The organism is Sphingobium anseongense (assembly GCF_037725245.1).
GTDB lineage: Bacteria > Pseudomonadota > Alphaproteobacteria > Sphingomonadales > Sphingomonadaceae > Sphingobium.
This window is the reverse complement of sequence record NZ_JBBJUL010000003.1, coordinates 49,127-69,463: the sequence shown is the minus strand read 5'-3', so window position 1 is coordinate 69,463 and position 20,337 is coordinate 49,127. Positions and strand designations below refer to the sequence as shown.

Sequence of the window (20,337 nt, the reverse complement as noted above, 5' to 3'; positions counted from 1 at the left end):
AACTGACATCAGCGTGAGTCCTCGTCTGACAGAAGCTGAGAGACAGCCTCTCGCACTTCTATGCAAAGATCATATGCCGTCGACGCAAGACGATCATCGGTTGCGATGCCACCCTAACCTCAATAAATTCCGCCCTGGTCGGACAGGAAATCGCTGTCCGTGCGCTGGCGCACGATGCGGTCGGCGCGGCGGTCGGCGACCTTGGCCTGGGCTTCGGCTTCTTCCTTGCGGATGGTCCGGCGCGGTTCGGTTTCCGGTTTGAACGCTTCCCATATCACCGCCGCCTTTGGCTCGTGGGTCGGCCAGGCGCCATAGACCCTGCGGCCCGAGCGCCGGTCGATTGCGACCATGCGGACGCCCGCCGGCGCGATAAAGGGCGTGATCGGCATATCTTCCAGGATCGGCGCCATCGCCGCCTTCCAGATCGGCGCGGCGATGCGCCCGCCCTGCGCCCATCCGCCAAGGCTGCGCGGCTGATCATAGCCGATATAGACGCCGGCGACGAGATCGGGCGACCCGCCGACGAACCACACGTTGGTCGGGCCGTTGGTGGTGCCGGTCTTGCCGAACAGCGGGCGCTTGAGGTCCGCCAGCACCGTCGCGGTGCCGCGCAGGACGACGCCCTCGGCGATATGCACGACCTGATAGGCGGTCATCGGGTTCATCACCTGCCGCCCTTCAAAGCCGAAGCGCGGCATCGGCTTGCCATCCCAATTGGCCATGTTGCAGCCCTCGCACGGGCGCCAGCGTTCGGGCCAGATCACCTGGCCCCGCCGGTCCTGGACATAGTCCATGACCTTGGGGCTGAGCAGCTTGCCGTGATTGACCAGTGTCGCATAGGCGTTGGTCATCTTTTCCACCGTGGTCTCGCCCGCGCCCAGCGCGAAGGACAGATAGGGCTGATAATCGCCGATCCCCATCGCCTTGATGGTGCGGACCACCCGCTCCATGCCGGTTTGCGACGCCGCGCGCACGGTCATCAGGTTGCGCGACTGTTCGACGCCCCAGCGCATCGTCTGCGGCCCGGCGCTGCCGCCCGAAAAATTGCGGAAGCATTTCTGCCCCAGTCCAGCGCCCTGATAGACGCACAGCGGACCATCGACGATGATCGAGGCCGGGGTCATGCCATTGTCGAGCGCCGAGGCATAGACGAACGGCTTGATCGTCGACCCCGGCTGGCGCAGCGCCTGGGTCGCTCGATTATAGGATGACAGCCGCGAATCGAACCCACCCTGAAGCGCATGGATGCGGCCGGCATGCGTGTCTTCCACAACCATGCCGCCCGACACTTCGGGAATGGAGCGCAGCGCCCAGCTCGATCCGTTTCGGGCGACGACGATCAGGTCGCCTGGCTTCATCGCGGTAAAGGCCGGAACGCCCATCTTGCGATAGGCCATCTGCGCGGCGCTTTCGGGCAGGATGCCGGTGGTGCCGTCGGTCAGGCCGATGGTCGCTGCGCCGCCGGCCTTGTCGAGCACCGCCGCCACCTGCCATTCCGCATAATCGACGCCGATATAGCTTGCCGCCAGCTCGCGCCGCCAGCCATTGGCGAGGTTGATCCGACCCACCGGCCCGGACCAGCCCTTGCCCGCGTCGAACCGCAACAGGCCGTTGCGCAGCGCCGTGGTCGTGCCTTCCTGGATGACGGGGTCATAGGGGCTGCGCACCCACAGGCCGCCGGCATAGACGCTGTTGGGGCCATCCTCCGCCTTTTCACCGAAGCGTTCGATCAGGCGGCGTCGCACCTCTTCCATATAATAGCCGCCCGCGCGCGCGTCGAAGCCCGAGCTGTGCATCGCCACGGTGCCAAGCGGCATGGCCACCGCGGCATCGCGCTGCGCCGCCGTGATCCAGCCGCTTTTCACCATCTCGCCCAGCGCCCAGTTGCGCCGGTCGACCGCGCGGGCATGGCCGCTTTCGCTTTCCGGGCGATAATTGGCCGGGCCTTTGGGCAGGATCGCCAGATAGGCCATCTCGTGCAGTTGCAGGTCGGCCACGTCCTTGTCGAAATAGGCGCGCGCCGCCGCCTGCACGCCATAGGCATTGCGGCCAAGGAATATCTGGTTGAGGTAGAGTTCGAGGATCTGCTGCTTGGAGAGCACATTTTCCATGCGATAGGCCAGGATCATCTCCTTGACCTTTCGGGTGGGGGAATAGGCATCGCCGATCAGCAGGTTCTTGGCGACCTGCTGGGTGATGGTGGACCCGCCCTTGGCGCGCTCGCCCGATCCGATCTTGCTGGCATAATCGATTACCGCACCGGCAAAGCCGGGAATATCGACGCCATGATGTTCAAAGAAGGTCTTGTCCTCCGCCGCCAGATAGGCGCGGATCAGTAACGGCGGATAATCGCTATATTGCAGCTGGACCCGTCGCTCGCGCGCATAGCTGTGGACCGGATGGCCGTTGACGTCGCGCACCATGGTCGGCAGCGGCGGTTCATATTCGAGCAGCGTCGCGGCATCGGGCAGGCCGCGCGCGAAGATCAGCCAGAACAGCGCAATAACGACCAGCAAGCCGCCGAGCGCGATGACAGCCCAGCGAAACGGACGGCGCTGCCACAATGTGCGCAACCCGCTGCCGGCGCCGGCATCGTCACGGCGCAGGCGAAAGGCGAACTGCTTTTCAGGGGGGGTCGATCCAGCCTCTTCCATCGTGGCAGAGGCTCTAAGGGCAAATGACGGGCAAGGCCAGTGGGGATCGCTCGATGCGTGGCACTATCGAATCTTCCCCGGCATCGGGAGGAGGCTGGCGGGCCTATGCGCCGCTGGCGCCTGCAGCAGGGGGAAACAATGGACGTCCACCACCGCGACGCGGCTCCCCTCCCCATGCCGGACCGGATCACCCGCCGACGTCGCTGCCCCGCATCGCCAGTTTGCGCGCGAAATGCACTTCGATCGCGCGCGCGACGCCGCGGGCGATTTTCCCCTGCCCTTCGCGCGAACTCAGAAATTCGGCGTCGGCGGCATTGCTGATATAGCCGGTTTCGAACAGGACCGATGGGATGTCGGGGGCTTTGAGCACCATTAGCGAGGCAAAGCGGTGATAGGCGCTGCGGAACGGCACATAGGGCGACGCCTCGCGCTGGAGCAGTTGCGCGAAGCTGGACGAGATGTTCATCGATTCGCGCTGCGTCAGGTCGATCAGGATCGAAGACACATCGCCCGACTGGCCGCCCAGATTGACGCCGTTTATGATGTCGGCCTTGTTTTCGCGCGCGGCAAGTCGCGCGGCTTCACGGTCCGACGCGGTTTCGGACAGGGTATAGACAGTCGCGCCCTGCGCCTCGATATTTTCGGCGGCATCGGCATGGATCGAAATGAACAGATCGGCACTCAGCCGGCGAGCGATGCCATAGCGCTCCTGCAAAACCAGGAAGCGGTCGTCATCGCGGGTCAGCGCCACGCGCACCCGACCTGTCCTGACCAACTGGTCGCGGATGGCCCTGGCGATGGCGAGCGTCACATCCTTCTCGCGCCGGGCCAGATCCTTGTTGAGCGCGCCCGGATCATGGCCGCCATGGCCAGCGTCGATCACCACCAGCGGACGGCTCGCGTCGCGCGGCCCTTCGATCGGGGGCAGCGCCACGCCCTTGGCGGCGGGGGGGATCGGCACGGTGATGCTGTGGACGCGCCGCGGCGGGCGGGCGGCCATGGTGTCGGGAGCCTCGATGATCGAGCGCCCCTTGCCGATGGCGCTGCGAAAGCCCGCGTCCGACACGCTCTTGAGTGAAAAGCTCAACGACTTGCCATCGGCGGCAAAGCGTGCGTCGGCGGGCACGACCGGACTGCTGAGGTCGAGCACGACGCGCGCCGTCTCATCGTTCAATTGCCCCTGACGCACGGCGGCGATCGCCGATTCCCCGCCGCCAAGGCCGCGGGCGCTTGCCTGCGCGCCGTGGATGTCGAGGGCGATGCGCTGGGGGCCATCGAGCAGGAAGGCGGACGCGCCGTCCACCGCTTCGTCGAACCGCAAGGTCACCCGGTCGCCGGCCAGGTCGACAGCGGCGATGCCACCTGCCGTTCCGGGCGTCGACACCGCAAGCGCGCCTGCCAAAGCAAAGCTGTTCAGCATGCGCCGCTTGTGCAACGCAGAGGCCTTGGCCGTCCAGCCAAATTCCATAAGGGCTAACCCGTTCTAGCGCATCCCCACGCTGAATCCCGGATTAAGCATCCACCCCTTGTCCGCCGCTCAACGGATGCGGTTAACATGGGCTTGAGGATATTTATCCAGGCCGCGACAGGCCGGAAAAGCGCACCCGAAATCGAGCAACAATATTTCGCAGGGGCGTTGCTCCGCCGGCCTTTGACTGCTAGCCATTCACATTCCTGCGCGGCCCGCCCCATTGGGCAGCGGCCGAGCGGGTCTTAATATTCCCCGACCGGTGCGTTGCCGGCGCAAGGAAAAACCAGGTTGACGCTGCAATGAGGCATTTTTCCCATCTCCACTGCCACCCGTCTTCGGGTGCGGCGGCGTGGATGGGCGTTTTTGGAGCCGGCATGTCGCCCGGCCGTGCCAAGGCAGCAGACGCGCTACCCACCCAACAACAATCGTGGACGATGGCGCAATGCGCGCCTGTAGAGACGCATGTCTGCCCGTCGTCCCGTCATGATCGCGTGGCGACCCGGCCCAGTGCCGCTGGCCGCCCGCGCCGGAGAAACATAAATGACAATGCGTATGCTGATCGATGCGCGCCACCGGGAAGAAACCCGGGTCGCGGTCGTCAAGGGAAACCGGATCGAGGAATTTGACTTCGAATCCGCCGAACACAAACAACTCAAGGGCAATATCTATCTAGCCAAGGTCACGCGGGTCGAACCGTCGCTTCAGGCGGCGTTCGTCGATTATGGCGGCAATCGCCACGGCTTCCTGGCCTTCAGCGAAATCCACCCCGATTATTACCAGATACCGCGCGAAGACCGCGAGGCGTTGCTGCGCGAAGAACGCGCGCATGCCGAGGAAGAGGCCGCGCTGCGCGCCGACTATGACGATGAGGATGAAGACGACGGCGACGCCACCGGCAACGATGTCGAGGATATCGACGCGTCGCACCATCATGACGATGAGGACGGCGGCGAGGCAGAGGGCGGCGAAGCCGGCGAAGGCGCAAGCAGCGAAGGCGGCAGGCCCCAGCGGCGCGGTCGCGGTCGCGGCGACGATGCGGCCGAGGAATTGCGCCGCAAGCGCATGGCGCTGCGCCGCCGCTACAAGATCCAGGACGTCATCAAGCGCCGCCAGGTGCTGCTGGTCCAGGTCGTCAAGGAAGAGCGCGGCAACAAGGGCGCGGCGCTGACCACCTATCTCAGCCTCGCGGGCCGCTATTGCGTGCTGATGCCCAACACGTCGCACGGCGGCGGCATCAGCCGCAAGATCAGCAACGCGGCCGATCGCAAGCGTCTGAAATCCATCATCGCCGAAATGCAGTTGCCCTCCACCATGGGCTGCATCGTCCGTACCGCCGGGCTTCAGCGCACCAAGCCGGAAATCAAGCGGGACTTCGACTATCTCGCTCGCCTGTGGGACGAGATCCGCGAAAATACGCTCAAATCCGCCGCGCCCGCGCTGATCCACAATGACAGCGACCTCATCAAGCGCGCCATCCGCGATATCTATAACAAGGATATCGAGGAAGTGATCGTCGAGGGCGAATTCGGCTATCGCGCGGCCAAGGATTTCATGAAGCTGCTGATGCCGAGCCACGCCCGGCGCGTGCAAAGCTATGCCGATCCGGTCTCGCTGTTCCAGCGCGCCGGCGTCGAGGACCAGCTCGCCGCGATGTACAACCCGGTGGTTCAGCTCAAATCGGGTGGCTATCTGGTCATCAACCCGACCGAAGCGCTGGTATCGATCGACATCAACTCGGGCCGCTCCACCCGCGAACATGGCATCGAACAGACCGCCGTCGCCACCAATCTGGAGGCCGCGCGCGAAATCGCGCGCCAATTGCGCCTGCGCGACATGGCTGGCCTCGTCGTGATCGACTTCATCGACATGGAGGTGAACTCCAACATCCGCAAGGTCGAGAAGGCGATGAAGGAGGCGCTCAAGGACGATCGCGCCCGCATCCAGGTCGGTCGCATCTCCGGTTTCGGGCTGATGGAAATGAGCCGCCAGCGCTTGCGCACCGGCGTCCTCGAAGCGTCCACCCGCGAATGTCCGCATTGCGAAGGGACGGGCCTCGTGCGCACCGCTTCGTCCGCCGGCCTGTCCGCGCTGCGGATGCTGGAGGAAGAAGCCGCGCGCGGCCGTGGCAATGTCATCACCCTGCGCGCCAGCCAGGAAGCGGCCTTCTACGTCCTCAACAACAAGCGCCGCGAACTGGACGAGATCGAGCAGCGCTACGGCGTCCGCATCGTCATCCTTCCCGATGGCGAGGTTGAGGGCGCGCGCATGTCGGTGGAGGCCAGCGGGCCCCGGCCCGAGCGCGTGGTAACCTATGCGCCGGTCGTCATCGAGGATGACGATGACGATCTGCCCGAGGAAGAGGACGAGATCGAGGAAATCGAGGAAGCAGAAGCCGTCGAGCGCGAGGAGCGCCCCGAGCGCACGGGCGAGCGTGAGGATCGCGACGGCGGTCGGCGCAAGCGCCGTCGTCGGCGCGGTCGGCGCGGCCCGCGCGAGGGCGGTCGCGAGGAAGGCGCCGATGCGCCGTCAGACAATGGCGAAGAGGCTGACGAAGCTGAAGATGTGCTGGCCGATGGCGACGCGGGCGACGAGCGCCCCGCCGACGTCACCGCGGAAGGTGAAGGCGATGCCGAGGAAGGCCGTCGCCGCAGCCGTCGCGGTCGTCGCGGCGGACGCCGCCGGCGCGAAGGTGGCGGCGATGCCGCAACCGGCGGCGACGTTGCCGACGAAGGCGGCGACGGCGCGGATGCGCCCGCCGAAGCGGCCGAACCGGTAGCGCAAAGTGCCGAAGCCGATGGCCCTGGCGAACCCGTCGCAGAGGAAGCGCCCAAGACCCGCCGCCGTCCGCGCGCCCGCAAGGCCGCGCCGGTCGAGGCGGACGCAGTCGAAGCGCCCGCACCGCTCGTGGCCGAAACCGATGCTGGCGACGCCAGCGCCGATCCGGTGGCGGAGGAAGCGGTCAAGCCCAAGCGCACCCGTCGTAAGAAGGCGGTCGCGAGCGACGTCGAGGACGCAACCCAAGCCGAAGCGGTCGAACCGCAGGCGCCCGAGCCTGCATCCGAGGCCAAGCCCAAGCGCACCCGTCGCAAGAAGGCAGCCGCGAGCGACGTCGAAGGGCCTGCCCAGAGCGAAGCCGAGGCCGCCCCCACGGCCCAGGCGGAGGCCGCCGAGCCTGTCGCCGAGACCGCGCCCCAGGCGCCGATGCTGGTCCAGGCCGGCGACAATGCCGATGGCAACGCCGCCCAAGCCGAAAGTGAGGAAGAGGCCGGCGCGCCCCGTCGCGGCTGGTGGCAGCGCACCTTCGGCGAATAGGATGAACAGGATGGACGCGCCGTCGCTTGCCCGGCTCCGCCGGCGATCGGCGGCGTGTCCCCTGCTCCGCTTTCCCTGCCCAGCTTTCACCGTGCGTTCATCGGCGCGGTGGCACTGCCCTCGCCCGTGACCGGACATGCTTTCCCCGTGGCGGGCCGCCGATGAAGGGCCGCGCCCTGCGATGGTGCGCCGTCCTGATCGCGGCGCTGGCCATGCTGGCGCGTCCCGCGGTCGCGCAGCAGATCCTGCGCGACGCTGAAACCGAAGCCTTCATGAACGACATGTCCGCGCCGCTGGTGAAGGCGGCGGGCATGGAGCCGCGCAACGTCCAGGTCCTCGTCATCAACGACCCGGAAATCAACGCCTTCGTTGCCGGCGGCCAATATGTCTGGGTGCATAGCGGCCTGATCGCGCAGGCCGACAATGTGAACCAGCTTCAGGGCGTCGTCGCGCACGAGCTAGGCCATATCGAGGGCGGACATATCATCCGCTCGTCCGAAGGGATCAAGACCGCGACCGGCATCACCCTGCTCAGCCTCGTTCTGGGCGCCGCGGCCATGGCGGCGGGCGGGGCCGAAGCCGGCATGGGCATCCTGGCCGCCGGGCAACAGGCGGCGATGGGCAAGTTCCTGGCCTTTTCCCGCGCGCAGGAAAGCTCCGCCGACCTCGCGGGCGCGCGCTATCTGAGCGCGGCCGGGCTGTCCGGCAAGGGCAGCCTCGAATTCTTCAAGAAGCTCCAGAATCAGGAATATCGCCTCGCCATTCCCCAGGACGACAGCTATGGCCGCACCCATCCGCTGTCGGGCGAGCGCATTTCGGTGCTGCGCGAAGTCTATGTCGTCGATCCCGCCTGGGACAAGCCGATCGACCCGGCGCTCGAAGCGCGGTTCGAACGGATCAAGGCCAAGCTGGTCGGCTTCGCGTCCGAACCCACCCAGACGCTGATCAAATATCCCGAAACCGACCAGTCGGTGCCCGCCCGCTATGCCCGCGCCTATGCCTGGCATAAAAGCGCCTACCCGCAAAAGGCGCTGGAAGAAGTCGATGCGCTGCTCGCCGCCGCGCCTGCCGACCCCTATTTCCTGGAACTCAAGGGCCAGATCCTGCTGGAAAGCGGTCGCCCGGTCGATGCCATCGCACCGCTGCGCCGGGCGGTCGCCGCGACCAACCAGCCGTTGATCGCTGTGCTGCTGGGCCATGCGCTGATCGCCAGCGAGGACGAGAAGAATTTCGCCGAGGCCGAAGCGGTGTTGCGCAACGCGGTCGCGCGCGATCGGGAAAACCCGTTCGCCTGGTATCAACTGGGCGTCGTCTATGAACGGCGCGGCGACATTCCCCGCGCCGCGCTGGCGACGGCCGAACGCTACCAGATGATGGGCCAGGACCAGATGGCGCTGCGCAGCGCCGATGCGGCGATGCAGGGTCTCAAGACCGGCACCGTCGATTATCTGCGCGCGCAGGACATCGCCATGGTATCGCGTGCCGCCGTCGAACAGCAGCGGAAGAAGAAATGACCGATCCTGCCCGGCCGGGCTTCGCCGCCGCCCTCTCCAACAGAAAGATGCAGATGCTCCTGGGTTTCCTCGCCTTCTCCGCCGCGGCGGCCGGCACCGCGGTCGCCGTACAGGCCCCCGCGTCGATCAACGCCACGGACAGGGCTGCGATCGAAAGGATCGTCCACGACTATATCCTCGACCATCCCGAAATCATCCCGCAGGCGGTGGAAAAGCTGCAAGCCAAGCGGATGAGCGGCACCATCGACGCCAATCGTCAGGCGATCGAAACGCCCTTTGCCGGCGCGTGGGAAGGTGCGGCGCGGGGGGACGTCGTCGTCGCCGAATTTTTCGATTATGCCTGCAGCTATTGTCGCGCCTCGCTTCCCGATCTGTCCCGGCTGGTGGGCGAGGACAAGGGCGTCAAGGTCGTCTATCGCGAACTGCCGATCCTGTCCGAACATAGCAGCGACGCGGCCAAGGTCTCGCTGCTGGCGGCGGAGCGGGGAAAATATATGCCCTTCCACAAGGCGCTTTACGGCGCCGGCCGCGTGACTCGCGACACCATCTTCGCCGCCGCCGCCAGCGTCGGCATAGACCGCAAGGCTGCCGAAGCGGCGATGACGGCCAGCCGCTACGACGGCGAAATCCAGTCGAATATCGCGCTCGCACAGAAATTGCAGGCCACCGGCACCCCGACCTTCGTCATCGGCGGACAGGTGCTGAGCGGCGCGGTGGGTTATGACGCGCTCAAGGCGGCGGTAGCGGCGGCGCGAACGAAATAGGCACGGGGCCGCAGCGGCCCGAACGACGGGAGCAGGACGGGATGAGCGAACTCTTCAACGGCGTGATGCGCGCGGTCAGCACCCTGCTCGGCCTGCTCATGGTCCTCATGGGCGGCGTCTGGATTCTCCAGGGACTCAACATCGCCTTCCTTGAAAGCTTCATGGCCAACGACAAGCGCTGGGCGCTGTGGGGGCTGTTGCTGGCGATAACCGGCGTCTGCCAGATTGTCTGGAGCAACAGCCGCGAACGCTATTATCGCGGCAGATAGGCGGGCAGCCTAACGCGCCCCGGCCGGCGGCGCCTTGGGCGGCAGCGGGAACAGCGTCACGAACCGATCGGCCAGCGCGCGGTCGCCCTTCACCTCCAGCCGGTCGGCCACCGCCTCGAACGATGCGCCGCCATAGATGACCGCCGCGAGGCCGTTCTGATCCCCGGCAAAGATCACGTCCGCGCCGTCCACCGGCGCGCGGTCGATGACGAAGTCGCCCTGCGCGATCTCCGCCCGGAACATTTCCTCGCCAAAGCGAAAGCCCAATGTCGCGCGCAGATCACCCAGCGCCGGGCGATCGATCATCGTGCGCATCGACAATATCAGCGACGACACGCTCATCGGCATCCCCGGCGCCATCGTCGGCGAGCGGGCGGCCCAGCGGCCAAGCACCTGGAACAGGATTTCCGACTCGCGGCCCCACGCCGTCAGCTCGTAAATCTGGCTCGCGGCGGGCGGCGGCAGCCGGCGGCGGGCCAGAATCGCGGTGGCTTCCAGCTCGTCCAGCCTTTGCGTCAGCACATTGGCGCTGATTCCGGGCAGCGCGGCGCGCAAATCGGTGAACCGCTTGGGTCCCAGCAGCAATTCGCGCATGATCGGCATCGCCCAGCGATCGCCCACGATGTCGAGCGCATGGGCGGTCGCGCATCCATCCTGATAGGCTCGTTTCTTCAACTGCGCGTCCCTAGTTATATTTTATAACTTCTATGTTGCATGAAATAATGATCGAGTGCAAAAAGTTCAAGTCGGTGAGTCGCTGGACGCTAGCGTAAATGCCGCCCCCTTGGACCGCCCCTCGCCCGGACCAATGAAAGGAGAGTCACGATGAGCTATATGGACGGTTTTGTGATCCCCGTGCCGAGGGACAAGAAGCAGGCCTATATCGACATGGCGGCGATGGCCGCGCCGATCTTCCTGGAATATGGCGCGCTCCGCGTGGTCGAATGCTGGGGCGACGACGTCAAGGAAGGCAAGACCAACGACTTCCGCACCTGCGTCATCGCCGAGGAAGGCGAGGAGATCGTCTTTTCCTGGATCGAATGGCCCGACAAGGCGACGCGCGACGCCGGCAATGAAAAGGTCATGGCCGACGAGCGGATGAAGCCGCCCGAAGGACAGGGCATGCCCTTTTCGGGCGCACGCATGATCTATGGCGGTTTTTCCGTGCTGCTCGATCAAAAGGGCTGATGGCTCTCGCTCAGGAGACGGACGATGACCGATCGTGCAGGGAAATTCTTCTGGTATGAACTGATGACCAGCGATCCCGACGCCGCAATCGCCTTTTACGGCGATGTCGTGGGCTGGAGCGTCACCCCGTTCGGCGGCGGTGACCCCAACGGCGACGTCTATCATGTCGTCAGCAGCGCGCATGGTGGCGTGGGCGGGATCATGGCGATCCCGGCGGAAGCGGCGACTTGCGGCATGTCGTCCTGGTGGGGCGGCTATATCGGCTCGGCCGATGTCGATGCCGACGCGGCACGGCTGAGCGCGGCGGGCGCGAGCATCCGCCGCGCGCCGCAGGATATTCCGGGCGTAGGTCGCTTCGCGGTGATGGGCGATCCGGGTGGCGCGACCTTCATGCTGCTCAACGGCTCCAGCCCCGAAGGGATGACGCCACCGCCGCCGATGACTCCCGGCCATGTCGGCTGGCACGAACTGCACAGCGGCGATTTCGACGCCGACCTGGCGTTCTACACTGGCCAGTTCGGCTGGGTCACGGGCGACGCCATGGATATGGGGCCGATGGGCAGCTACCAGTTGCTTTCGCAGGAACGGGTGGCGAGCTTTGACGGCATGACCGGCGCGATCATGCCCAAGCCCGCCGAAATGCCCATGCCCGGCTGGCTCTTCTATTTCTCCGTCGCTGACATCGACGCGGCGCATGACAGGATCACGGCCGGCGGCGGCACTGTCCTCCACGGCCCGATGGAAGTGCCGGGCGGCGCCTGGATCGTGCAGGCGACCGACCCGCAAGGCGCCATGTTCGCCGTCGTCGGCATGAGGTCGAACAAGGAAGCAGGCCGATGAGCAAGATTTCCCCCTGCCTGTGGTTCGACGGCCAGGCCGAAGCAGCCGCCAATTTCTACGTCTCGGTCTTTGGCGGCTCGGTCGACATGGTCAGCCATTATCCCGAAGGTCATGATTCGCCCGCCCGGTTCGAAGGGGGCGCGGTGCTGCTGGTCGAATTCACCCTGTTCGGCCAATCCTATCAGGCACTGAACGGCGGCCCGGAGTTCAAATTCACAGAAGCGGTGTCGTTGTCGGTGGCGTGCAGGGACCAGGCCGAACTGAACCGCTATTTCGACGCGCTGACCGCCGATGGCGGCGCGCCGGTCGAATGCGGCTGGGTCAGGGACAGGTTCGGCTTTTCCTGGCAACTGGTGCCCGAAGCGATGATCGCCTGGTACAAGAGCGGCGACAAGCCGGCCATCGCGCGCATGATGCAAAAGATGATGACGATGCAGAAACTGGACATCGCCGCGCTTCAGGCGGCATTCGATGGAGACGGGGCATGAACGAGAGCAATCTGGAACTGTCGGTCACGCGCCACATCGCCGCGCCGCCGGACATCGTGTGGCAGGTCTGGACCGAACGGACCGCAGACTGGTTCTGCCCCAGGCCCTGGACCGTGACGATCGACGAAATGGACCTGCGCCCCGGCGGCCGCTCCGCCCTGACGATGCACGGCCCCGGCGGCGAGCATTTTCCGAACGAAGGCGTGTTTCTGGAGGTGGTGCCGGGCCGCAGGATCGTCAGCACCGACGCCTATGCCGCCGGCTGGGTCCCGCAAAAGCCCTTCATGACCTCCATCACCACCTTCGAACCCGAAGACGGCGGCACCCGCTATACTGCGGCCGCGCGTCACTGGGACGCCGATTCGATGAAGGCGCATGCGGACATGGGCTTTGCCGAAGGCTGGGGCAAAGTCGCCGATCAGCTCGCGGCACTATGCGAAGAGGCCGTTGCAAAGGCATAGGGGGACCGCCCGTTGACTTCCGGTCGCCTTTTGCCTATCGGACGCCCCCTGACTTGCGGTCGCTGCACAAGCGGCCTTTTTTTGTCATGCCCGATTCTTGATTTGCATTTTGAGGAATGAACGATGAAGCGCACCTTTCAGCCGAGCAATCTGGTTCGGAAGCGCCGTCACGGTTACCGCGCCCGCATGGCGACGCCGGGCGGCCGCAACATCATCCGCGCGCGCCGCGCCCGTGGCCGCAAGAGCCTGTCGGCCTGAGCCAGCCGCTTTCGGCAGCGCCGGCCGTCATGGCCCGGCGCGCTGACTTCCTGGCCGCGAATCGGGGACGGCGGGCGCCCATGCCCGGCTTTGTCCTGCTGGTGCGCGATCGGGGCGATGGTGATCCGGCGATGCGCTTTGGCATCACCGTGACCAAGAAGATTGGCGGCGCTGTCGTCCGTAACCGGATGAAGCGTCGTTTTCGCGTTCTGGCCCGCGAAACGCTGCCGGCGCTGGGTGTGGCTGGCGCCGATCATGTGCTGATCGGCCGCGCGGGCGGGATCGAGCGCGACTTTGCCCAGCTGCGCGCCGAACTGGAACGAGCGCTGCGCAAGGTGATGCATGCCTCCCCGGCACGGGAGGGGGGCCGGCGAATCCCGGCGGAACGAGCTGCCGACCTGCCGCCGCGCGCGGGGAAATCGCCCTCCACTGGCTTGAGCGGTGCCGGTGAGGAAAGATGATCGCTCGCCTGCTCATCCTGATTTCGCGCGCCTGGCAACTTGGCCCGTCGCGCATCCTTCCGCCCTCCTGCCGCTATGCTCCGTCCTGCTCGCAATATGCGATCGACGCGCTCAAAAAATATGGCGCGGTCAAGGGTAGCTGGCTGGCGATCAAGCGGCTAATGCGATGCCACCCATGGGGCGGGTCCGGTTACGATCCGGTTCCCTGAACCGACAGCGACAAGAACAAGACGGCGGGAGCGCGAACGAGCGTGGACGACAAGAAAAATATCATTCTGGCGGTGGTCCTCACCGCGCTGATCCTGTTCGGCTGGCCCTATGTGTCGACCTATTTCTTCCCCGCGGCCAACCCGCCGGCGACGCGGATAGAAGGCGGCAGGACTACGCCGGTGGCGTCCCCCAGCGCCGATCCCGCCGCCGACAGCCCCACGGCGATCCGCGATCGCGCCGCCGTGCTGAAGGAAGCGCCGCGCGTGCCCATCCGCACGCCCAAGCTGATCGGCTCGATCAACCTCAAGGGCGCGCGCATCGACGACATCGTCCTGCCGACCTATGGCGAAACGATCGCCAAAAACTCGCCTGCGATCCGGCTCTATTCGCCCGCCGGCACCGCCGACGCCTATTTCGCGGGCTTTGGCTGGCAGGGCGAAGGGTTGAAAGCGCCGACCAAGGACACGGTCTGGACCGCGCAAGGCTCGGCGCTGACGCCGACCACGCCGGTGACGCTCAGCTGGAACAATGGCGCGGGCCAGCTTTTCGAAATCCGCCTGTCGGTCGACAACGACTATATGATCACGGCCGCACAGAAGCTGTCCAACACCGGTGCGGGCACGGTCGCGGCCAAGCCCTATGGCTATATCAGCCGATCGAGCGTTCCCAAGGATCCCGATACCTGGACCATCCATGTAGGGCCGATGGGCGTCTTCAACGGCGCGGCCGATTACGACGTCAATTATGGCGATTTGAACAAAGGCCCGTCGACCCGGAACTTCCAGTCGACCGGCGGCTGGATCGGCTTCACCGACAAATATTGGTTGTCCGCGCTGATCCCCGACCAGCAACGCCCCTTCGCCGGCCAGTTCCGTAAAGGTGCCGGCACGCAATATCAGGCCGACATCGCCCTGAACCCCGTCCTGCTGGGCGCGGGCAAGTCCGTGACGCAGACCACCCGGCTGTTCGTCGGCGCCAAGGAGGTCAAGACGCTCGAAGCCTATCAGGATGGCGCCGCTGGCCAGGCGGTCCCTCTGTTTGACCGCGCGATCGACTGGGGCTGGTTCTACTGGTTCGAAAAGCCGATCTTCGCTCTCCTTCACTGGCTGTTCGAACATATCGGCAATTTCGGTGTCGCGATCATATGCCTCACATTCGTGGTCCGGGCGCTGATGTTCCCGGTGGCCCAGCGCCAGTTCGCCAGCATGGCGGCGATGCGCGCGGTTCAGCCCAAGATGAAGGCGCTCCAGGAACGCTACAAGGACGACAAGCCCAAGCTCCAGCAGGAGATGATGGCGCTCTACAAGACCGAAAAGGTCAATCCGCTCGCGGGTTGCCTGCCGATCTTCATCCAGATCCCGATCTTCTTCGCGCTGTACAAGGTGCTGATGCTGACCATCGAAATGCGTCACCAGCCCTTCGTGCTGTGGATCAAGGATCTGTCGGCGCCCGATCCGCTGCACATATTGAACCTGTTCGGCCTGCTCGATTTCCAGCCCCCCGCCTTCCTCGCCATCGGCGTGCTGGCGATCTTGCTTGGCATTTCGATGTGGCTTCAGTTCAAGCTCAACCCGGCGCAGATGGACCCGATGCAGCAGCAGATATTCGCGATCATGCCGTGGATGATGATGTTCATCATGGCCCCCTTCGCGGCGGGGCTGCTGGTCTACTGGATCACCAACAACTGTCTGTCGATGCTGCAACAATGGTGGCTGTACAAGCGCCATCCGGTGCTCGGCACGACCGTGGAGGCGAAGTAACCTCATTCCCATCCCGTTCGGTTCGAGCTTGTCGAGAACGGCGCGCAATGCTTCTCGACAGGCTCGAACCGAACGGACTTTGATATGAACGATACTCCTGAAACAGACCCGATCGAGGACGCGCGGAAGATCTTCGCCGGGCCGATCGCCTTCCTCAAATCCGCGCCGGACCTTCAATTCCTGCCCGACATGGCCGTCAACGAAGTCGCCTTCGCGGGCCGTTCCAACGTCGGCAAATCCTCGCTGCTCAATGCCTTGACCAATCGCAACGCCCTCGCCCGCACCTCCAACACGCCGGGCCGCACCCAGGAACTGAACTTCTTCGACGTGGGCGATCCCCTGCGCTTCCGCCTCGTCGACATGCCCGGCTATGGCTATGCCAAGGCGCCCAAGGACGTCGTGCGGAAATGGCGTTTCCTGGTGAACGACTATCTGCGCGGCCGTTCCGCGCTCAAGCGCACGCTGGTGCTGATCGACGCGCGCCACGGCATCAAGGATGTCGACAATGACATGCTCGACATGCTCGACGGCGCGGCGGTCAGCTATCGCATCGTGCTGACCAAGGCGGACAAGATCAAGGCGAGCGAGCTTGCCGCCGTTACCCAGGCCACCGCCGATGCGATCCGCAAGCGCCCCGCCGCGCACCCCGATATCATCGCCACATCCAGCGAAAAGGGCATGGGCCTGCCCGAACTGCGCGCCGCGGTGGTCGAAAGCATCGGCTGAGCGCGTTACGTCGCTTGGTCCGTTTCAGGGACCAAAGACGTTGACGTTGTCGCCGCCCGGATCGGGCGTTTCCGCGCGCCAGCGAACCGAACCCATCGGCCGCTCCAGTCGCCGACGCACGCGATCATCTGATTTCAGGCTGCTGAAGGCGTCGACCTCGGCCTGAAGCGCGCGGTCGGCGGTGGTCAGCCGGTCCCGATGGCGCAGATAATCCTGCCAGGTCGGAAAATGATAGCGCTCTGTCCACAGCGCCGGATCGCCTATGTCGCGCGCGATGGTCCATTCGAACGCGCCGTTGCGCATCTTGGCGGTCTGGATCTGGACCATCTTGCCGTAAAAGGCGCGCGCGTCGGCCGGGTCGACGCGATAATCGACCTCCACGACGATAGGCCCGCTGCGCCCGCTGATCGCCAGCCCGACCTGCAACTCGCCGTCCACCGGCGCGGGGTCGATCGCGGCAATGCCGGTTTCGGGCAAGGGCAGGGGCAGGAACAGCACCGGCAGCGCGAGCGTCATCACCCCAGCCGCCAGCATCGCGCTGTCCGCGCCATACCCCGCCGCCATCGCGCCCCACATCCACGACCCGAAAGCCATGCCGCCCGAGGCCGAAGCATAGTAAAGCGCAACCGATCGGGCCACCACCCAACGCGGCACCGATGTCTGGATCGACACGTTGAACAGCGCCAGGACCAACAGATAGCACGCGCCGATGATCACCAGCGCCAGGCTCGTCAACGCCAGATGATGACTGGTGCCGATGACCAGCATCATCAGTCCCATGACGACGATGCCCACCCGGACGGTGATTTCCGGGCGGATGCGTTCGCGCAGGTCGCTGACGGTCAGCGCGCCGATGACCGCGCCGACGCCATAGGCGCCCAGCAGCAGCCCATAGGTGCTCGCGTCGCCATGAAGCATGTCGCGAGCGACAAGGGGCAGCAGCGCGATGACGACGCCGCTCGCCAGGCCGAACGCCAGGCTGCGCAGGATCACGGATCGGACCGGCGGGGAATGGAGGGAATAGCGCAGGCCGGATATGATCGCCCGGTCGATCCGCTCGGGCGGCAGACGCGGCGGCACATGGGGCCGCTTCCACATCAGGAACGCGGCGATCAGCGGCAGATAGAAAAGCGCGTTGAGGCCGAACGCCGCGGTCGCGCCTACGGTCATCACTATCAATCCGCCCAGCGCCGGACCGAAGCTGCGCGCGATATTATAGCTTACCGCGCCCAGCGAGACCGCCGCCGACATCTGCCGCACGGGCACATGCTCGACCATCGAAGCCTGCCAGGCGGGTGTATAGAGCGCGACGCCACAGCCGATCAGGAAACAAAAGGCCAGCATCGTCCAGGGGCTGGCCAGCCCGGCGACGGACAGCAGCGTCAGCACGCAGGCGCAGGCAGACGCGAAACAAAGCCCGATCAGCGCGATCTTGCGACGATCGAACATATCGGCGATCGCGCCCGCAGGCACCGATACCAGCATCAGCGGCAGCATCAGCGCGGTCTGCACCAGCGCGATCATCTCCGCCGACTGGCCCAGCCGCGTCATTTCCCACGCCGCCGCGACGCCCAGCACCAGCTGGCCGAAATTGGACGCCAGGCTGGCGAGCCAGATCGTGCGGAAGGTCCGGTCGCGCAGCGGTGCCAGCGCCTTCCAGCCACCGGACATATCGGGATCGCTCTCGTCCGTGCAGCCGCTCAATGTTCGCCCCTGATCCCGCGAAATCGTCCCGTCACCTAAGACATGCCACGGCACCGCTGGCAAGCGCAACGCGCATACATGGTCGGGATTTGGCGCTTAACCCCGCCCCGCTTTTCCTTTAAGCCGGGGCCATGACATCCCCTTCCCTGCGCCAGCTGGACATATTCGCGCAGATGGTGGCGTCGGGCAGCGTCGATGCGTGCGCGCGCGAACTGGGTTTGCCCCGCGACACGGTCGAACGCGACATGGCCGCACTCGAATCGCGGCTCGGCTATGCCCTGTTCGAACGGCGCATGGGCTCCTCGCAGTTGACCGAGGCAGGCCGCAAGACGGTGCGGGCGATGGCGCTGCTGTCGGAACAGGCCCAGGATGAATGGGACGCGATCGCCCCGCCGCCACCCGTATCGCCGGCGCCGCCCCTCGCCCGCCCGCCCGCCGACGATCGCATCACGCTCACCATCGCCGCCCCCGCGCCGGTGTTCAGCCATTTCCAGGATGCGCTGACCGCGTTCGAGGAAGCCAATCCCGACATCGCCATCACCCTCGACCTCGCCGTCCATACCGCGCGCGAAGCCGCCGCGATGCTCGCCGGCGGCGCTGCCGACATCGCCTATTTCTACGCGCTGGGCGAACCGGAAACCCCGCCCTCGCGCTATGTCTGGTCCGAACAGATCAGCATCTATCTGGGCGCGGACCATCCGCTCGCGCGGGCAGACACGGTCAGCCTTGCCGATCTGACCGGCGTGCCGCCGCTGGCGATGGACCGCGCCAACGGCCTGCGCCACATCGTCGAACAGGCGCTGGGCAGGGCGGGGCTGCCGCCGACGCGGCCAGCACTGGAAACCGACAATCTGTTCGAAATCATGCTGGCGGTGCGCGGCGGCGAAGGCTGGTTCGCTGCCTTTGGCCCGCTCGCGCGCGATTTCGGCCGCATGGCGGGGGTCGGCCGCATTCGCCTCGCCGACCCACTGCCCCCGGTCGAGGTTCGCCAGGCGATCCGCGCGGATGCCGATCAGGGGCCGGTCGCCGCGCTGGCGCAATTCCTGTTCCTCTGATCCTTCGTCGCCCGACGCCTCCATCGCCCCCGCAACGGCGGTGACCCCCATACCCTGAACACTATGCGCTCAAACTCGATGGCGTTGCTTCTCGCGGGCGATGGCGAGCGTGAGGCGCGATACCAAATCCCCCTAAACCCCCAGCCGCCCCAGCGCCCAGCCCGCCGCCTCCGCCACCGCCGGATCGTCATCTTCCAGCAGCGCGCGCAAGGCCAGCGCCAGCGCCGCGTCGCCGCTGTTCCCCGCCGCGATGGCGGCGTTGCGCACCATCCGGTCACGGCCGATCCGCTTGATCGGCGAGCCTGAAAATATCTCGCGAAATCCCGCATCGTCGAGCGCCAGCAGGTCGCCGATCGCCGGCGCGACCAGTTCCGCGCGGGGCAGGAAGGCGCGGTTCGCCGCCGCCGTCTGGGCGAACTTGTTCCACGGGCACACCGCCAGGCAATCGTCGCAGCCATAGACGCGGTTGCCGATCCCTGCCCGAAATTCCTCCGGGATCGGCCCCTTATGCTCGATCGTGAGGTAGGAGATGCAGCGCCGCGCATCGACGCGATAGGGCGACGGGAACGCATCGGTCGGGCAGGCGGTCTGGCACGCATTGCAACTGCCGCAACGGTCCTCGCCCGGCGTATCGGGCGCAAGGTCCAGCGTCGAATAGATCGCCCCCAGGAACAGCCAGCTGCCATGGTCGCGGCTGACCAGATTGCTGTGCTTGCCCTGCCAGCCAAGGCCCGCCGCTTGGCCCAGCGGCTTTTCCATCACCGGCGCTGTATCGACGAAGACCTTGAGCGGCGCGTCCTCCTGCTCGACCAGCCAGCGGGCCAGGCCCTTGAGCGCCTTCTTGACCACGTCATGATAATCGCGCCCCTGCGCATAGACCGAGATCCGCGCCCTATCCCCCACCGCCGCCAGCGCCAGCGGATCGTGGCCGGGCGCATAGCTCATCCCCAGCATGATCACGCTGCGCACGTCCGGCCACAGCCCCGCCGGCGACCCGCGCTGCTCGGCGCGTTCCTCCATCCACAGCATGTCGCCATGCCGTCCCTCGTCCAGCCAGTGGCGCAGCCTCGCCGCAGCCTCCGGCGCGGCATCGGCGCGCGCGATCGCGCAGGCGGCAAAGCCCAGTTGCCTGGCCTGCGCCTTCAAACGATCTTCCAGGCTGATTGGGGTTGGCGTGGCCATCGCTCGGCACTACATCGCCT

19 protein-coding genes are annotated in these 20,337 nt (G+C 65.9%); 14 read left to right on the top strand and 5 right to left on the bottom strand.

Annotated elements, in window-relative coordinates; all coding sequences use genetic code 11:
* Positions 1-119: 119 nt before the first annotated feature.
* Together WG908_RS04880 and WG908_RS04875 are read right to left on the bottom strand one after the other, a co-directional pair.
* On the bottom strand, positions 120-2,654 hold the full coding sequence (locus WG908_RS04880) for a penicillin-binding protein 1A (RefSeq protein ID WP_340185452.1): 2,535 nt from the start codon (positions 2,652-2,654) through the stop codon (positions 120-122).
* A 187-nt stretch (positions 2,655-2,841) separates the two neighbouring features.
* Positions 2,842-4,122, bottom strand: coding sequence for an N-acetylmuramoyl-L-alanine amidase (locus tag WG908_RS04875; RefSeq protein WP_340185451.1), 1,281 nt, complete (start codon positions 4,120-4,122; stop codon positions 2,842-2,844).
* Positions 4,123-4,665: 543 nt separating this feature from the next.
* On the opposite strand from WG908_RS04875, the gene WG908_RS04870 reads away from it, so the two are divergent.
* From WG908_RS04870 to WG908_RS04855, 4 genes are all read left to right on the top strand, one after another.
* Complete coding sequence (locus tag WG908_RS04870) at positions 4,666-7,437, top strand: Rne/Rng family ribonuclease (protein ID WP_340185450.1); 2,772 nt, start codon at positions 4,666-4,668, stop codon at positions 7,435-7,437.
* Between the two features lie 161 nt (positions 7,438-7,598).
* Positions 7,599-8,951: a M48 family metalloprotease gene (locus tag WG908_RS04865; RefSeq protein ID WP_340185449.1), complete on the top strand. Its 1,353-nt coding sequence runs from the start codon at positions 7,599-7,601 to the stop codon at positions 8,949-8,951.
* Positions 8,948-9,715, top strand: a complete 768-nt coding sequence (locus tag WG908_RS04860) for a DsbA family protein (protein ID WP_340185448.1) — start codon at positions 8,948-8,950, stop codon at positions 9,713-9,715. The genes WG908_RS04865 and WG908_RS04860 overlap by 4 nt, the downstream gene beginning before the upstream one ends.
* A 41-nt stretch (positions 9,716-9,756) precedes the next feature.
* The gene (locus WG908_RS04855) at positions 9,757-9,984 is read left to right on the top strand and encodes a hypothetical protein (RefSeq protein ID WP_340185447.1); all 228 of its coding nucleotides are present in this window, start codon (positions 9,757-9,759) and stop codon (positions 9,982-9,984) included.
* Between the two features lie 9 nt (positions 9,985-9,993).
* Here the strand turns inward: WG908_RS04855 and WG908_RS04850 are convergent, their stop codons facing one another.
* Positions 9,994-10,659, bottom strand: coding sequence for an HxlR-like winged helix-turn-helix transcriptional regulator (locus WG908_RS04850; protein ID WP_340185446.1), 666 nt, complete (start codon positions 10,657-10,659; stop codon positions 9,994-9,996).
* Positions 10,660-10,809: 150 nt separating this feature from the next.
* On the opposite strand from WG908_RS04850, the gene WG908_RS04845 reads away from it, so the two are divergent.
* The 9 genes from WG908_RS04845 to yihA all read left to right on the top strand — a co-directional run bounded on the left by WG908_RS04845 (position 10,810) and on the right by yihA (position 16,376).
* Complete coding sequence (locus tag WG908_RS04845) at positions 10,810-11,172, top strand: DUF1428 domain-containing protein (RefSeq protein ID WP_340185445.1); 363 nt, start codon at positions 10,810-10,812, stop codon at positions 11,170-11,172.
* Positions 11,173-11,196: 24 nt separating this feature from the next.
* A complete protein-coding gene (locus WG908_RS04840; RefSeq protein WP_340185444.1) occupies positions 11,197-12,012 on the top strand; it encodes a VOC family protein in 816 nt (271 codons plus the stop codon).
* Positions 12,009-12,500, top strand: a complete 492-nt coding sequence (locus WG908_RS04835) for a VOC family protein (protein WP_340185443.1) — start codon at positions 12,009-12,011, stop codon at positions 12,498-12,500. The genes WG908_RS04840 and WG908_RS04835 overlap by 4 nt, the downstream gene beginning before the upstream one ends.
* Positions 12,497-12,961 (top strand): SRPBCC family protein, encoded by a 465-nt coding sequence (locus WG908_RS04830; protein WP_340185442.1) that lies wholly within the window; start codon positions 12,497-12,499, stop codon positions 12,959-12,961. Before WG908_RS04835 ends, WG908_RS04830 begins: the two co-directional genes overlap by 4 nt.
* A gap of 123 nt (positions 12,962-13,084) precedes the next feature.
* The gene (rpmH, locus tag WG908_RS04825) at positions 13,085-13,219 is read left to right on the top strand and encodes a 50S ribosomal protein L34 (protein ID WP_006959075.1); all 135 of its coding nucleotides are present in this window, start codon (positions 13,085-13,087) and stop codon (positions 13,217-13,219) included.
* A 29-nt stretch (positions 13,220-13,248) separates the two neighbouring features.
* Entirely contained in the window at positions 13,249-13,680 is a 432-nt protein-coding gene (gene rnpA, locus WG908_RS04820) for a ribonuclease P protein component (RefSeq protein WP_340185441.1), read from the top strand.
* The gene (yidD, locus tag WG908_RS04815; protein ID WP_340185440.1) at positions 13,677-13,889 is read left to right on the top strand and encodes a membrane protein insertion efficiency factor YidD; all 213 of its coding nucleotides are present in this window, start codon (positions 13,677-13,679) and stop codon (positions 13,887-13,889) included. The genes rnpA and yidD overlap by 4 nt, the downstream gene beginning before the upstream one ends.
* Positions 13,890-13,931: 42 nt before the next feature.
* Positions 13,932-15,650, top strand: coding sequence for a membrane protein insertase YidC (gene yidC, locus WG908_RS04810; RefSeq protein WP_340185439.1), 1,719 nt, complete (start codon positions 13,932-13,934; stop codon positions 15,648-15,650).
* Positions 15,651-15,734: 84 nt separating this feature from the next.
* Positions 15,735-16,376 (top strand): ribosome biogenesis GTP-binding protein YihA/YsxC, encoded by a 642-nt coding sequence (gene yihA, locus WG908_RS04805; protein WP_340185438.1) that lies wholly within the window; start codon positions 15,735-15,737, stop codon positions 16,374-16,376.
* A 24-nt stretch (positions 16,377-16,400) separates the two neighbouring features.
* On the opposite strand, the gene WG908_RS04800 is transcribed toward yihA, so the two are convergent.
* Positions 16,401-18,080, bottom strand: a complete 1,680-nt coding sequence (locus WG908_RS04800; RefSeq protein WP_340185437.1) for an MFS transporter — start codon at positions 18,078-18,080, stop codon at positions 16,401-16,403.
* A 131-nt stretch (positions 18,081-18,211) separates the two neighbouring features.
* Here WG908_RS04800 and WG908_RS04795 point away from each other — a divergent pair, with 131 nt between their 5' ends.
* A complete protein-coding gene (locus WG908_RS04795; protein ID WP_340185436.1) occupies positions 18,212-19,135 on the top strand; it encodes a LysR family transcriptional regulator in 924 nt (307 codons plus the stop codon).
* A 132-nt stretch (positions 19,136-19,267) separates the two neighbouring features.
* Here WG908_RS04795 and queG read toward each other — a convergent pair whose 3' ends face one another.
* A complete protein-coding gene (queG, locus tag WG908_RS04790; RefSeq protein ID WP_340185435.1) occupies positions 19,268-20,317 on the bottom strand; it encodes a tRNA epoxyqueuosine(34) reductase QueG in 1,050 nt (349 codons plus the stop codon).
* Between the last annotated feature and the right edge of the window lie 20 nt (positions 20,318-20,337).

Excerpts from the sequence above, each read along its gene's own strand:
- WG908_RS04855 (WP_340185447.1), top strand. The coding sequence starts at position 9,757 with ATGAGCGAACTCTTCAACGGCGTGATGCGCGCGGTCAGCACCCTGCTC.
- rnpA (WP_340185441.1), top strand. The coding sequence starts at position 13,249 with ATGGCCCGGCGCGCTGACTTCCTGGCCGCGAATCGGGGACGGCGGGCG.
- WG908_RS04795 (WP_340185436.1), top strand. The coding sequence starts at position 18,212 with ATGACATCCCCTTCCCTGCGCCAGCTGGACATATTCGCGCAGATGGTG.
- queG (WP_340185435.1), bottom strand. The coding sequence starts at position 20,317 with ATGGCCACGCCAACCCCAATCAGCCTGGAAGATCGTTTGAAGGCGCAG.
- WG908_RS04845 (WP_340185445.1), top strand. The coding sequence starts at position 10,810 with ATGAGCTATATGGACGGTTTTGTGATCCCCGTGCCGAGGGACAAGAAG.
- WG908_RS04840 (WP_340185444.1), top strand. The coding sequence starts at position 11,197 with ATGACCGATCGTGCAGGGAAATTCTTCTGGTATGAACTGATGACCAGC.
- rpmH (WP_006959075.1), top strand. The coding sequence starts at position 13,085 with ATGAAGCGCACCTTTCAGCCGAGCAATCTGGTTCGGAAGCGCCGTCAC.
- WG908_RS04875 (WP_340185451.1), bottom strand. The coding sequence starts at position 4,122 with ATGGAATTTGGCTGGACGGCCAAGGCCTCTGCGTTGCACAAGCGGCGC.
- yidD (WP_340185440.1), top strand. The coding sequence starts at position 13,677 with ATGATCGCTCGCCTGCTCATCCTGATTTCGCGCGCCTGGCAACTTGGC.
- WG908_RS04865 (WP_340185449.1), top strand. The coding sequence starts at position 7,599 with ATGAAGGGCCGCGCCCTGCGATGGTGCGCCGTCCTGATCGCGGCGCTG.
- WG908_RS04830 (WP_340185442.1), top strand. The coding sequence starts at position 12,497 with ATGAACGAGAGCAATCTGGAACTGTCGGTCACGCGCCACATCGCCGCG.
- WG908_RS04835 (WP_340185443.1), top strand. The coding sequence starts at position 12,009 with ATGAGCAAGATTTCCCCCTGCCTGTGGTTCGACGGCCAGGCCGAAGCA.
- WG908_RS04880 (WP_340185452.1), bottom strand. The coding sequence starts at position 2,654 with ATGGAAGAGGCTGGATCGACCCCCCCTGAAAAGCAGTTCGCCTTTCGC.
- WG908_RS04870 (WP_340185450.1), top strand. The coding sequence starts at position 4,666 with ATGACAATGCGTATGCTGATCGATGCGCGCCACCGGGAAGAAACCCGG.
- WG908_RS04860 (WP_340185448.1), top strand. The coding sequence starts at position 8,948 with ATGACCGATCCTGCCCGGCCGGGCTTCGCCGCCGCCCTCTCCAACAGA.
- yihA (WP_340185438.1), top strand. The coding sequence starts at position 15,735 with ATGAACGATACTCCTGAAACAGACCCGATCGAGGACGCGCGGAAGATC.